Annotated in this window: 14 protein-coding genes and 1 riboswitch; all 14 genes read right to left on the bottom strand. The window is 40.4% G+C overall.

What is annotated here, in order from left to right:
* Positions 1–582 (bottom strand): phosphoribosylglycinamide formyltransferase, encoded by a 582-nt coding sequence (gene purN / locus MF646_RS10905; protein ID WP_250096528.1) that lies wholly within the window; start codon positions 580–582, stop codon positions 1–3.
* Positions 582–1,616, bottom strand: a complete 1,035-nt coding sequence (purM, locus tag MF646_RS10900) for a phosphoribosylformylglycinamidine cyclo-ligase (RefSeq protein WP_250096527.1) — start codon at positions 1,614–1,616, stop codon at positions 582–584. The genes purN and purM overlap by 1 nt, the downstream gene beginning before the upstream one ends.
* A 19-nt stretch (positions 1,617–1,635) precedes the next feature.
* A complete protein-coding gene (gene purF, locus MF646_RS10895) occupies positions 1,636–3,048 on the bottom strand; it encodes an amidophosphoribosyltransferase (RefSeq protein WP_250096526.1) in 1,413 nt (470 codons plus the stop codon).
* On the bottom strand, positions 3,024–5,249 hold the full coding sequence (gene purL, locus MF646_RS10890; protein ID WP_250096525.1) for a phosphoribosylformylglycinamidine synthase subunit PurL: 2,226 nt from the start codon (positions 5,247–5,249) through the stop codon (positions 3,024–3,026). The genes purF and purL overlap by 25 nt, the downstream gene beginning before the upstream one ends.
* Entirely contained in the window at positions 5,233–5,916 is a 684-nt protein-coding gene (gene purQ, locus MF646_RS10885) for a phosphoribosylformylglycinamidine synthase subunit PurQ (protein ID WP_250096524.1), read from the bottom strand. Before purQ ends, purL begins: the two co-directional genes overlap by 17 nt.
* Complete coding sequence (purS, locus tag MF646_RS10880) at positions 5,913–6,164, bottom strand: phosphoribosylformylglycinamidine synthase subunit PurS (protein WP_034633516.1); 252 nt, start codon at positions 6,162–6,164, stop codon at positions 5,913–5,915. The genes purQ and purS overlap by 4 nt, the downstream gene beginning before the upstream one ends.
* Positions 6,152–6,874, bottom strand: a complete 723-nt coding sequence (gene purC / locus MF646_RS10875) for a phosphoribosylaminoimidazolesuccinocarboxamide synthase (RefSeq protein ID WP_250096523.1) — start codon at positions 6,872–6,874, stop codon at positions 6,152–6,154. Before purC ends, purS begins: the two co-directional genes overlap by 13 nt.
* Positions 6,875–6,942: 68 nt before the next feature.
* Positions 6,943–8,241 (bottom strand): adenylosuccinate lyase, encoded by a 1,299-nt coding sequence (gene purB / locus MF646_RS10870; protein ID WP_250096522.1) that lies wholly within the window; start codon positions 8,239–8,241, stop codon positions 6,943–6,945.
* Positions 8,242–8,273: 32 nt separating this feature from the next.
* Positions 8,274–9,407, bottom strand: coding sequence for a 5-(carboxyamino)imidazole ribonucleotide synthase (gene purK / locus MF646_RS10865; protein WP_250096521.1), 1,134 nt, complete (start codon positions 9,405–9,407; stop codon positions 8,274–8,276).
* Positions 9,404–9,889: a 5-(carboxyamino)imidazole ribonucleotide mutase gene (gene purE / locus MF646_RS10860; protein WP_250096520.1), complete on the bottom strand. Its 486-nt coding sequence runs from the start codon at positions 9,887–9,889 to the stop codon at positions 9,404–9,406. The genes purK and purE overlap by 4 nt, the downstream gene beginning before the upstream one ends.
* 142 nt (positions 9,890–10,031) lie before the next feature.
* Positions 10,032–10,133: riboswitch (purine riboswitch) on the bottom strand.
* Positions 10,134–10,209: 76 nt separating this feature from the next.
* Entirely contained in the window at positions 10,210–10,419 is a 210-nt protein-coding gene (locus MF646_RS10855; protein WP_275980289.1) for an NETI motif-containing protein, read from the bottom strand.
* A gap of 112 nt (positions 10,420–10,531) precedes the next feature.
* Positions 10,532–11,098 carry an isoprenylcysteine carboxyl methyltransferase family protein gene (locus MF646_RS10850; RefSeq protein WP_250096519.1) on the bottom strand — a complete coding sequence of 189 codons (567 nt, stop codon included), beginning with the start codon at positions 11,096–11,098 and terminating at the stop codon, positions 10,532–10,534.
* Entirely contained in the window at positions 11,098–12,195 is a 1,098-nt protein-coding gene (locus MF646_RS10845) for a type III polyketide synthase (protein WP_250096518.1), read from the bottom strand. The genes MF646_RS10850 and MF646_RS10845 overlap by 1 nt, the downstream gene beginning before the upstream one ends.
* 368 nt (positions 12,196–12,563) lie before the next feature.
* The gene (locus tag MF646_RS10840; RefSeq protein WP_250096517.1) at positions 12,564–13,121 is read right to left on the bottom strand and encodes a CBO0543 family protein; all 558 of its coding nucleotides are present in this window, start codon (positions 13,119–13,121) and stop codon (positions 12,564–12,566) included.
* Positions 13,122–14,239 lie beyond the last annotated feature (1,118 nt).

The raw sequence follows: 14,239 nt of genomic DNA, 5'->3' as shown, positions 1-14,239 counted from the left end.
TTACCCAACCTCTTTCGTACGATCTATGATTGTTTGAATTGTTTTAGGATATAGTTCGTGTTCAACTGCCTGGACTTTCTTTTGTAAGGAATCAACCGTGTCATCTTCCTCAATTCGAACTGGTTCCTGTGCAATAATTTCACCCGTATCCATACCCGCATCGACGTAATGAATGGTAACTCCTGTAATCTTTACCTTTGCTTTAAACGCTTGTCCAATCGCATCTAACCCAGGAAAAGAAGGAAGCAAGGAAGGATGAATATTAACCATCCTTCCTTCATATGCATTTAGCAACGTAGGACCTATTAACCTCATATACCCCGCTAACACAACAAATGAGACTCCACATTTTCCCAATTCACGTATGACATCTTGTTCAAAGTCAGCCTTCGTTTCATACGTTTTTGGATCAGCAATGAAACAGGGAATGTTAAACAGATTCGCTCTTTCAATAACTTTCGCATTTGGTTTATCTGTAACAATGAGAGCAACTTCGACATCAAGGAGTCCGTCCCTAGCAGCATGAATAATTGCTTCGGCATTCGTCCCACTCCCTGAAGCAAAAATAGCGATTTTCATCATTACTCAATGCCCCCAATGGTAACACCTGTACCTTCTTCTACTCGCCCTATAATATGTGCAGATTCACCATTCTCCTCAAGTGTACGTAGAACTGGTATATGTTCTTCCTCAGGAACGACTAATACCATTCCAATCCCCATATTAAATGTTGAGAACAGCTCCTTTTCCGTTAACTCGCCATACTTTTGAAGCAAGTTAAAAATAGGAGGAACCGGCCATGATCCGTTATCTACACTTACACCAACACCAGCCGGTAACATACGTGGAATATTTTCATAAAATCCACCACCAGTGATATGTGCCATTCCATGTACAGTATGGTTCTTCAAGCAAGCGAGCAAAGGCTTAACATAAATTTTCGTTGGAGTTAACAGCTCTTCTCCTAATGTTTTTCCTAACTCCTCGACTTGATCATTTAAAGAAAATGAATGATCATGAAGGAAAACTTTTCTAACTAATGAAAAACCATTGCTGTGCAATCCACTAGATGAAAGCCCAATGACCACATCTCCTGGTTTGATTTTTTCACCAGTGATAATTTGCTGCTTTTCAACAGCACCAACTGCAAAACCAGCTAGATCATATTCGTCTTCACTATACATTCCAGGCATTTCTGCTGTTTCTCCACCAACAAGGGCACAACCTGCTTGTTCGCAGCCATCAGCTACCCCCTTAACGATTGCTTCTAAACGTTCAGGAACCGCTTTGCCACATGCAATATAATCTAGAAAGTAAAGCGGCTCTGCTCCTTGAACAACAATATCATTTACACACATCGCAACGGCATCGACACCAATTGTATCGTGACGATCTAGCATGAAGGCAAGCATAAGCTTTGTTCCTACTCCATCAGTTCCAGAAACAAGTACTGGCTCTTTTAGATTTAATGTAGATAGATCAAACATTCCTCCAAAACCACCAAGTGATCCCATGACTCCAGAACGTTGTGTTCTATTTACATGACTCTTCATTCGCTCAACTGCTTCGTAACCTGCTTCAAGACTGACTCCTGCTTTTTTATAAGCTTCTGACATTCTCCTTGCTCCCTTCCTTCTAAACCTTTGCGTATGGATGTAACGTATCTGGATAAATTTCGGTTGGATATTCCCCTGTAAAGCAAGCTAGACACTGACCACAGTTCGATGTTTCATCAGAACGACCAATCCCCGTTTTTAATCCTTCTACTGATAAGAAGGCTAATGAATCTGCTCCCATTATTTCGCGCATTTCTTCGATAGAATGGTTTGCAGCAATTAATTCACCTGAGTTCGATGTATCAATTCCGTAGAAGCATGGATTCTTAATTGGAGGTGAACTGATTCGCACATGGACCTCTTTAGCACCAGCTTCTCGCAGCATGTTCACAATTCTTCTACTTGTTGTACCACGTACAATCGAGTCATCAATCATGACAACACGTTTTCCTTCTACAACGCCTCGCACAGCAGAAAGTTTCATTTTCACACCTTGTTCACGAAGCTCTTGAGATGGCTGAATAAACGTACGCCCTACATAACGATTTTTAATCATCCCTAATTCGTAAGGAATTCCAGCTTGTTCAGCGTACCCAATTGCTGCTGAAATACTAGAATCCGGCACCCCTGTAACAACATCCGCTTCAATCGGAGATTCAATTGCTAGCTGCTTCCCTAGGTTTTTTCTAGATGTATGAACATTAATTTCATCAACATTGCTATCTGGACGTGCGAAATAAACGTATTCCATACTACAGATTGCTCTTGTAGCAGAACCTGAAAATCTAGTTGAACGAAGACCATTATCATCGATAATGACAAGTTCACCTGGCTCTACCTCGCGCTCATATTTTGCACCAATTAGATCAAACGCACATGTCTCTGATGCGATCACATATGCATCACCAAGTCGACCGATCGATAAAGGACGAAGACCGTTTGGATCAAGTGCTACCATTAGTTGTTTTTCATTTAACACAGCTAGAGCATAGGCACCCTTTAACATCGCTAATGCATTTCTAAGCTGTTCTTCTAACGTATTGTAGCCACTGCGCTTAATTAAATGAGCAACTACCTCCGTATCAGATGTAGATTGAAAAATGCTCCCTTGACTCTCTAATTGATGCTTCATGCTATTGGCATTCACTAAATTTCCGTTATGTGCAATGGCCAAGCTTCCCATTTGTGAGCGGAAAAGCAGGGGCTGCACATTGGCAAATCCCCCACCTCCAGCTGTCGCATAACGAACGTGACCAATAGCAGCATGCCCGCTTAGCTGATCAAAATCATCCGGACTAAACACATCATTAACCAAGCCCAATCCTTTATGAACTTTTAATTGCTTTCCGTCTGTTGCAACAATCCCAGCACCTTCTTGGCCGCGATGCTGTAAACTATGAAGACCATAATAAGTTAGGTGAGCAGCATCTTTATGTCCCCAGATGGCAAACACACCACATTCTTCATTTAAGCCTTTGATTTCAGCAAACATGGAATGGCTCCTTTCCAAGCCGTTACGATCTCATCCTGTGTTGTTTCAAGAATGACACCTTGTTCATTATTTTTAATTACAAGAGATTTAGAATCTGTTACTTCACCAATTTTTGTAGCAGCAACTAATTGTTCAAATTGCTCTGCTTTTTCACTTGGAACTGTTACGATAAAGCGAGATTGTGATTCCGCGAATAAAGATGCCGTCGTCTCACCTGCTAACGAAACTGTTGCACCCACTTCACCCGAAGTCATACATTCAGCAAGACCTACCGCTACTCCACCTTCTGCTACATCATGAGCTGATGCAACAAGACCAGAACGAATCGCTGTTAAAAGTTGCTTCTGAAGTCTTTTTTCTAGCTCTAGATCAAGCGTAGGAGCTTTTCCTGAAATATCACCTTCAACTAGCTTTTGTAATTCACTTCCACCAAATTCAGGTTTTGTCTCTCCAACAAGATAGATCACGTCTCCTGCTTGTTTGAAGCCTTGAGTCGTAATATGATCAATATCCTCAATTAGACCAACCATACCGATAACTGGTGTTGGATAAATAGCTACCCCAGCTGTTTCATTGTAAAGAGACACGTTACCACCAATGACTGGTGTTTCTAGAACACGACAAGCTTCACTCATTCCGTCTGTAGACTTTTCTAACTGCCAGAAAATTTCAGGCTTGTCAGGGCTTCCGTAGTTCAAACCATCCGTTAATCCAAGTGGAACCCCACCAGAACAAACAACGTTACGTGCTGCTTCAGCAATCGCAATTTGCCCACCAACTTCTGGGTCAAGGTATAAATAGCGTGAGTTACAATCTGTTGTCATCGCTAAAGCTTTTCTTGTACCACGGATTCGAACGACAGCAGCATCTGATCCTGGTTCCACAACTGTGTTTGTTTGAACCATATAATCATATTGATCATATACCCATTCCTTACTAGCAATCGTAGGCTGAGCTAATAGCTTAAGGAGAGTTTCTTTATAATCATCAACAACAGGAGTCTTTTCTTCTTGTTGTTGGAACGTTTCATAGTAAGCCGGAACACTAGATGGCTTATGGTAAACTGGTGCTTCTTCTGCTAATGCATCAACTGGAAGATCCGCAACAACTTCTCCTTTATGAAGAAGGCGAAGACGCTTATCATCTGTTACATGACCTACTTCAGCAGATAATAACCCCCAACGATCAAAAATTTCTTTAATTTCTTGCTCGCGACCTTTCTTCACAACGATTAACATACGCTCTTGAGACTCAGAAAGCATCATCTCATAAGGTGTCATCCCTTGCTCACGCTGTGGAACAAGATCTAAGTTCATTTCAATACCAGATCCAGCTTTACTTGCCATCTCTGCAGAAGATGATGTAAGTCCAGCAGCTCCCATATCTTGAATTCCAACAAGAGCATCATTTTGAATTAACTCTAAACAAGCTTCAAGTAATAGCTTCTCCATGAAAGGATCTCCTACTTGAACAGCTGGACGCTTTTCATCAGAATCTTCACCAAGTTCTTCAGAAGCGAATGTTGCCCCGTGGATCCCGTCACGACCAGTGCTAGCACCTACGTACATAACTGTGTTGCCAACACCTTTTGCTTGTCCTTTTTGAATATCTTTATGATCAATTAAACCAACGCACATCGCATTGACGAGCGGATTGCCTTCATAGCAAGGATCAAACTGAATTTCTCCCCCTACTGTTGGCACTCCCATACAGTTGCCATAACCTGCGATCCCTGCAACCACTTCCTCAAATAAGTAGCGGACACGCGGTGACGTTAATTCACCAAAACGTAAGGAATTTAATAGTGAAATTGGACGAGCTCCCATTGAGAATACGTCACGAAGGATTCCACCTACACCTGTTGCAGCACCTTGGTATGGCTCAATTGCTGATGGGTGGTTATGACTTTCAACTTTAAACACAACCGCTTGTTCATCACCAATATCAATAATACCAGCACCTTCACCAGGGCCTTGCAAAACGCGTTCTCCTTCTGTCGGAAACTTTTTCAATAGAACTTTTGAGTTTTTATAACTACAATGCTCGGACCACATAACCGAGAAAAGACCTGTTTCTGTCCAGTTCGGTGTTCGACCAATGATCTCCTCAATCATTGCAAATTCATCATCTGTTAAACCCATTTCGCGGTAAAGCTTCTCCTCTTTCACGCGCTCAGCTGTTGGTTCAAGAAGTAGTGACATGAGATTCCCTCCAATTTCTTACAATCGATTGAAATAAACGCAGACCATCGTCGCCGCCAAGTAATGCTTCCACAGCACGTTCAGGGTGTGGCATCATTCCGAGTACATTTCCACGTTCGTTTGTAATTCCTGCAATATCGGCTTTTGATCCGTTGATAGCTTGTTCATAACGGAACACAACTTGATTATTTGCTTCTAATGCCTCTAATGTCTTTTCATCACATTCATAGTTACCTTCACCGTGTGCTACTGGAATTGTGATGACTTCGCCCTTTTCATACCCTGTTGTAAACAACGTCTCATTGTTTTCAACTTTTAGTTCCGTCGGACGGCAAATGAACTTTAATCCGTCGTTACGCTTCATCGCACCTGGGAGCAGTCCTAATTCAAGAAGCATTTGAAATCCGTTACAAACCCCAAGAACTGGCTTTCCTTCTTCTGCAAATTTCTTCACTGCATCCATGATAGGTGAGAAACAAGCAATCGCTCCAGAACGAAGGTAATCACCGTATGAAAATCCACCTGGCAAAAGAACTCCATCAAAGCCTTCTAAAGATGTTTCGTCATGGCGAACATAAGCCACTTCTTCTTGCAGGGCATCCTGAATCGCAAAGAACATATCTGAATCACAGTTCGAACCAGGAAAAACAATTACTGCAAATTTCATGAAGGAACAACCTCCTCGATTTCAAAACGATAATCTTCAATCACTGTATTAGCAAGTAATTTTGAACACATTTCATCAATACGTTGTTCCACATTATCAGTACTGTTTACTGTAAGCTCCATGTATTTACCGATGCGTACTTCTTCAACCTCTTTGTACTCCATTGTGTGAAGAGCACGTTTCACAGCTCCTCCTTGTGGATCTAGAACACTTTCTCTTAACGTAACGTAAACTTTTACTTTGTACATGATGCGCCTCCTAAGCGTGATAAGATTTCTTGGTAACCTTCTTGTAAGCTTCCTAAATTTCTTCTAAATAGATCTTTGTCAAAACGTTGATTTGTATCTTTATCCCAAAGTCGACAAGTATCAGGTGAAATTTCATCTGCAAGCAAAATCTCATTGTCACTTGTACGCCCAAATTCTAATTTGAAGTCAATTAAGCGTACATTCATGTTATCGAATAAATTAATCAAATGTTTGTTTACTTCCAATGCTTTCTCTTTAAGGATTGTTAAATCAGAGCTTGTTGCTGCATTTAAAATTGCAATATGATCTTCTGTAACTAGTGGATCTCCAAGTGCGTCGTCTTTGTAATAAAACTCGACAATTGGCTGTTCAAGCGCTGTTCCTTCTTCAATTCCAAGACGCTTTGCCATACTGCCTGCGACTACGTTTCGAACAACTACTTCCAGTGGAATAATCTCTACTTTCTTTACTAGCTGTTCTGTTTCCGAGAGCCTTTTTATAAAGTGGCTGTCAACGCCATTGTCATTTAAGTAAGAAAAGATTAAAGAAGTAATCTCGTTATTCAGTCTAGCTTTTCCTGTTAGTGTTTCTTTTTTCTCGCCATTAAATGCAGTAGCATCATCTTTATAGCTAACCCAAAGCTCGTCTGTATTACCTGTTTGATAGATTTGCTTTGCTTTTCCTTCATATAGCAAAACGCCTTTTTCCATGATTCAACCTCCAAAAACTGAAATATTGGAATTTTTTATATACAAGAGGGACAAGCCCTCTTTCTTTATTAGTCTTCTAAGCCAACTCTTGCAAAAATCGTACTTACATGCTTCATATGGTGTTCATAGTTGAAACATTCTTCAATTTCATCAGGAGTTAACACACTTGTAATTCTCTCTTCCGCTTCAACTAATTCACGGAATTGAATACCTTTTTCCCAAGCTTCCATTGCTTTTGGTTGAACTAAGTCATATGCCTCTTCACGAACCATCCCTTTGTCAATTAAAGAAAGGAGAACACGTTGAGAGTAAATTAACCCATACGTGCGAGTCATGTTACGCTTCATGTTTTCAGGAAATACCGTCAAATTCTTAACAATATTTCCGAAACGATTTAGCATGTAATTTAAAGCAATCGTTGCATCTGGAAGAATGATACGCTCAGCAGATGAATGAGAAATATCACGCTCATGCCATAATGGAACATTCTCATACGCTGTCATCATGTAGCCACGAATCACTCGAGCTAGTCCCGTCATATTTTCCGAACCAATAGGGTTACGTTTATGTGGCATAGCTGACGAACCTTTTTGCCCTTTTGCAAAGAACTCTTCTACTTCTCTTGTTTCACTCTTTTGCAAACCACGAACTTCAACAGCAAACTTTTCAATTGAAGTAGCAATAAGTGCTAAAGCTGCTAGATATTCGGCATGACGGTCACGTTGCAAAGTTTGAGTAGAAATTGGTGCTGCTTCTAGGCCAAGTTTTTTACATACGAATGCTTCAATTGATGGATCAATATTTGCAAATGTACCAACAGCTCCAGAAAGCTTTCCAACGCGTACTCCTTCAGCTGCATGCTTGAAACGTTCTAAATTACGCTTCATTTCTTCATACCATAATGCGAGCTTTAGACCAAACGTAGTTGGCTCTGCGTGAACACCATGTGTACGTCCCATCATAATTGTGTATTTATGTTCTTTTGCCTTATTTCCTAATATCTCAATAAAACGTTCGATGTCAGCAAGTAAAATCTCATTAGCTTGTTTTAATAGATAAGATAGAGCTGTATCAACAACATCTGTTGACGTTAAGCCATAGTGAACCCATTTTCTTTCTTCGCCTAACGTTTCAGAAACGGCACGTGTAAAGGCAACTACATCATGGCGAGTTTCTAGCTCAATTTCGTTAATACGATTAATATCAAAGCTTGCATTTTCGCGAATTTTCTTCACATCTTCTTTTGGAATTTCTCCAAGTTCTGCCCAAGCTTCACAAGCAACAATTTCTACTTCCAACCAAGCTTGAAATCTGTTTTCCTCTGTCCAAATAGCTCCCATTTCAGGGCGAGTATAACGTTCGATCATCTATAACCAGCCTCCGCTTTTATCTAATTGTATTATTTAAGGATATTAACCTGATGCAGTCGCTCTATCTTCTCACATGCTTCCTCTACTGAGTTAGCTGTTGCCGTCAAGTGACCCATTTTTCTTTTTACTTTCGCTTCTTTTTTACCATAAAGATGAAGTTTCACATCATTTATATTGGAAACGGATTGAAGTACACCTTCTAAATCCTCACCAAGAATGTTCTCCATAACAACAGGAGACCATAATTGAGTAGATCCAAGTGGCAAGCCACACACAGCTCTTATATGCTGTTCAAATTGTGACGTTTTGCATGCTTCAATCGTATAATGACCAGAATTATGTGGACGTGGTGCGAGTTCATTAGTATATAATCTGCCATCCTCAAGCATAAAAAGCTCTACAGCAAGTGTTCCAACGACGTCTAACCCTGTTACAATCTTTAAGGCCATATCCTTCGCTTGCTCACTTACCGTCTCATCAATTCGAGCTGGAACATGAGAGCGGTAGAGAATATTGTCTCGATGTTCATTTTCCGATACAGGAAAGACCGATGTCTCTCCGTTTCGTGAGCGTGTAACGATTACCGAAAGTTCTAGCGAAAAAGGAATCCAAGCCTCTAGCACACATTCACTATTTTTCAGTAATTCTTCTGCCCCTTGCTTCAGTTGCTCTATATCATGAACTACTCTTTGTCCCTTGCCGTCATAACCACCACGGCATGTTTTTAGCACAGCTGGGAAGCCAAGCTTTTCTGCTGCCTCTTCTATATCATCTAGTGAATGAATGGCCTGAAAAGGAGCAACTGGAATCCCTAAATTTTGAATAGCTTCCTTCTCTCTTAAACGATGCTGAGTAATCCCTAATACCTTTGCACCTTGTGGGAAATCTGCTTGCTCTGTCAGCCAATTTGCTGTTTTTTCATCAATATTTTCAAATTCATAAGTGATCACATCTGATACTTCAGCAAGCTTTTTAGCGCCGGTAACATCATCATAGGCAGCTTCAATTACTATATCAGCAACTTGTCCACAAGGTGAATCCTCTGTTGGCTCTAAAACAGCTATCCGGTAGCCCATTTGCTTAGCAGCAGTTGCCATCATTCTCCCAAGTTGGCCACCACCGATAATCCCTATTGTTGCTCCAGGGGTAACGATTCGACTCATAGTTGATCACTACTTTCTAGAACAGCTTGCTTTGTTTTTTCTCGTCTTGCTTCTAAGCGATCAGCAACTTCAGTCTCGTAAGCACCTAGCATTTGAGCTGCAAGCAAGCCAGCATTCGTAGCACCCGCTTTGCCTATCGCTACAGTGGCAACAGGAACACCTCCTGGCATTTGGACAATCGATAGTAAGGAATCAAGACCTTGTAATGCTTTCGATTGAACAGGAACACCAATGACAGGTACTGTCGTCTTCGCTGCAACCATTCCTGGCAAATGAGCCGCCCCACCTGCACCGGCAATAATGACCTTTAAGCCTCTGTCCCTAGCTTCCTCAGCATATTGAAACATGAGATCCGGAGTCCGGTGCGCTGAAACTACTTTCTTCTCATACGCAATTTCTAACTCATCAAGAACGTCACATGCAGCTTTCATTGTATCCCAGTCAGAAGTACTTCCCATTATGACACCAATTTTTGGATTCATCGTCGCTCTCCTCCACTACTTATCTTTATCCTGTTTAAATTATGACATTAAAAAAGCGCAGAACAACTTTCTAATCTACTCATTTTGAGAGAAAGGAAGCTGCACCTACGCTTTTCATCGATACAGAGAAAATAACTTCTCAGTATCTCCCGCTTTCCCTCATAGTCTGACTATTTAGGGTAGTCAGGTAGAAACTTATGGACCATATCTCCAAGATTATATGAGGCGTATTTCGTTTTTCGTTCGTTCTTATAGGTATATCTTACAAGCATCCTATGTTACTGTCAACAAAATGTCGAACATTAAAAATGTCAGACTTTTTATTGTTCGCCTTCTACTAAAATCCCTTCAAAAATAATCTGCTGGCGGATTGGTACGTATTCCTTATTAGAGTTAACCTTTTCTTCTTTAAAAATAGGCTTTTCTATCCTTTTTACAGGTTGGTATCCCGCTTCTTTCATTCGATCTAGACAAGCTTCAATCGTTTCTGATTCTCCTACTTCAAACCGTTCTTTTCTTTTTTTGGCCAATATTGTTCCTCCATTCCCTAAAACTACCTGTTTATTTATCATATCTTCCTAACTAAAGTACATCAAGAATTATTGATACTATGTTAGAAAGCTCAAATTAGTGAAGCGCTTTCTAGTCTTCATAATTTGAGCTAGGAATGAATCTCTTATGCTTTTCAAACACTTCCTGGTAGTTTGTAGCTTCCTCAAGAGCCGCTTCCTCCATCTTAATTCGAACCGAAAGAACGAACGCATTTATGATCGTAAAGGCGATTGCTGTCCAATAAGCTTGAAAGATTAACGGAAGACACGCTATTTCCGTAACAACGATCACATAGTTAGGATGCCGCAAATATCGATATGGCCCTTTTGCTATAACCTTCGCCCCCGGTAACACCATAATTCTTGTATTCCAAAATCTCCCTAGGGAAGACAACGCCCAAACACGCCCCATTTGAGCTAATAGAAAAACAAGTAACGGGATAACTGACCAAAGAACAAAGCTTCGATCAATGACAGAAACTTCTATTAATAATGAAACAAAAAACATGGTGTGTAGAGCAACTATTTGCTTATAATGATCTTTCCCTACTTCATAACCTCCCTGACTTTTTATCCATTTCGCATTTCGATTAGCAATCACTACTTCAACCACTCTTTGTACAACAACAACCAATATAAACACATAAATAGCAAGCATCACTGTATCTCCTTCCATTGTAATAGTACTAACTCCGAACAAAACCCAGGTCCTAGAGCCGCCATGAGACCGAGTTCACTATCAGAATGGTTCTGCAGCATAAATTTCTCCAATACATAAAGAACTGTTGGCGATGACATATTGCCATGATGTCTAAGAACCTCTTTTGAAACATTCGTCATTGCCTCATCTAGTTTTAACGTTTCTACGTAAGCTTCGAGTACTTTCTTCCCACCTGGATGAGCAATAAATGAAGTAATTTCCTTCATTCCGATTTGATTTTTCTCAAGAAAATTTGTTACATTCGGACCTAGCCAATCTTTAATTATGGTTGGTATATCTCTTGAAAAGACGACATGTAACCCTGAATCTTTGATATTCCACCCCATTACATCTTCTGAATGGGGCATTAACGTCGACTGGCTAGACAATATGCTCGGCAGTATTTCTTTTTTCACTTTACTACTTAGTTCGGATCTATCTCCTATAACGAATGCACATGCCACTCCATCGGCAAACAAAGATGTTCCCACAAGGTTGCTTTTGGAATGATCATTTCTCTGGAATGTTAGACTGCAAAGCTCTACACAAACAACTAATGCATTCTCGTTTGGAAATGCTTTGCAATATTCATAGGCTCGACTCACTCCTGCAGCTCCCCCTGCACACCCAAGCCCCCATAAAGGGATTCTTTTTGTATGTGGAGAGAACGGAAGGTGATTCATGATTCTTGCATCCAAACTAGGAGTTGCCATACCTGAACTAGAAACTAAAATGATAGCATCAACGTCTTTTTCTTCTATTTTTTCTTTTAAGAATACTTGGTTATAAAGACATTTCTGAATGGCTTCCACACAAAAGGAAGTAGCCAGCTCAATATATAAATCGTTCTTTTCTCGTAATGAATGATCGCTTTCAAACCAATTCATCGGAACAGAAAATTGACGTTCCTCAATTTGGCCATTAGCAAACACCTTCAGTAACCGTTCAATATCATCATAGCTATCCGTAAAAAGCTCTCTAGCAAATTCAGTGGTTGTTTGTTGATTTAACGTATACGGGGGCTCAAATGTACTTACGGAAACAATGGATGGCATAAACTCACCTAGCCTTAACGTATAATTTACCGTTAGCTTCACCAAATATTGGGTAATCATGCATGATAATGGATTGTAAAAAGACCAAGAGATAGTAGATACTTACCTCTTGGTCTTTAAGCAATGAGCGGAACCGTCGCTTTGTCTTAAAGCCTGCTATGAGTGGGTTTCTCATAGCAGGCGCGCAACGTGTGGAGCCATTGCTGCTTCCTCGAACCCGCTAAAAAGGACCTTTCAGTGCCCTCGGTCTTTTCGTCACTGGAGTACAATGGAAAAATAATTTCTCGGATTTAAGAGCATTCATTATATTGAAGTGGAACAAGAGGAAAAAAAATTGAGTGAGTTACGTGATTTAGTCTCTTTTTTGCTCAATCTAACTTGGAAAAACAATTTCTCCGACTTATAAAATGTGCAATTAAATAAATGATGATTTGTATGGGAACTGAGTAACTATAACGCCAAGTTTTCGGTTGATATATTTCTAACCAGGTAAAGAACGGTTCAGCAATATATGATGCGACTAGAGCAAATAAAACAGCTTTCATCAACGGATTTATATTAGGCTTAATTTGTAAAAAGAACATGATTGTTACAGGCATTAAAGCGATGTCCCAAGGAAGAAAGCTAGGTACTATAGGGATCACGTTATACCTGTAATGCCATAAACCAAATTGAGATCCTAGTACATCAAGGATAAGAGCAGTGACCATAACAAAAAAACCTACGTACAGTAAACGATCAGTACTTTGGTTATTTCTGAAGATAAACCAAATCAGCCATGGAACAATGGATAAGGCTACTCCAAGCCACCAAAAACCTGTAAATAAAACATGCTCTAACCAAATATCAATTTTTTGGTTAAGGAGTTGCTCTATTTGGTTTGAGTTTTCGTCAATTAATGTGATTACTTCCTCTTTGTTTGTCATAGCTTCCCAACTTTATTCATAGTCAATCTTAAATTTTGTCATTGCAACTAGGAATATACGGTGGGATTACATCTTAAGAGGTGGAATCTACTGTTCAATACAGAGTTTCTTTGTACAGAGGAGACTTTTTCATTTTTTAAGCCCACATTTTTCTTGTATCGATTTTGTTTGGTGAAGTACTACGCCTATATAGTGTTAAAAAGTGAGGCACATAACGCCTTACTGGCCTAATTGAGGGATATTCTGTCGAAAGTGGAGGATTTACTGTCCAAAGTAGTGAATTTACTGTCGGTTCTCTTTGATTTTCTGTCGGAGTGTTATTTCTGTTTATTTGTCCTCTTTTTTTAGACAATAACAATCAATCATCTCTTAGTTTGAGCACCCTCTGCTTGGCAACGTCCTGACTCGCCCTTTCTCTTCTACGGGGGTGATTGGACATGGAGTTTTTCAAGATGTCTTTTCACGTTGTAACCATCGGCTTATTCGAGGAAGATGCTGTTCCTTCGGGCTCACTACTATTATGCAGCGTATCTCCGTCTCTCCTATTTTCATGCGGAGCGTGCCCGCCTGGAAACGTCCTGGCTCACCCTTTCTCTTCTACGGGGGGGATTATTCATGAAGTTGTTCTTTAGAAGTAATTCACGTTGCGTTACGAAGAGAAAGGGTTCGGACTCACTTCTTTTCTTCTACTAGGAAGGCACGATACTATTCTTAGAAGCACTCTGTGAAGTTTACGAAAAAAAAGAAGCTCGTCTCACAGGGGGACATGATGTTTTTTCAGAGAAGTATAATCACGTAGTAACCATCGACTCATTCGAGGAAGATGCTGTTCCTCCGGGCGCTCTACTAATATGTACAGCGTATGTCCGTCTCTCCTATTTTCATGCGGAGCGTGCCCTGCGTGGCAACGTCCTGGCTCGCCATTTCTCTTCTTCGGGGGGGATTATTCATGAAGTTGTTCTTTAGAAGTAATTCACGTTGCGTTACGAAGAGAAAGGGTCCGGACTCACTTCTTTTCTTCTACTAGAAGGCACGATACTATTCTTAGAAGCACTCTGTGAAGTTTACGAAAAAAAGAAGCTCGTCTCACAGGGGGACATGGAGTATTTCAAGAAGTT

This window comes from Halalkalibacter alkaliphilus, assembly GCF_023555415.1.
GTDB classification, from domain to species: domain Bacteria; phylum Bacillota; class Bacilli; order Bacillales; family Bacillaceae_D; genus Halalkalibacter; species Halalkalibacter alkaliphilus.
Note: the sequence above shows the minus strand (reverse complement) of the source record. Positions and strands in the feature narration are given on the sequence as shown.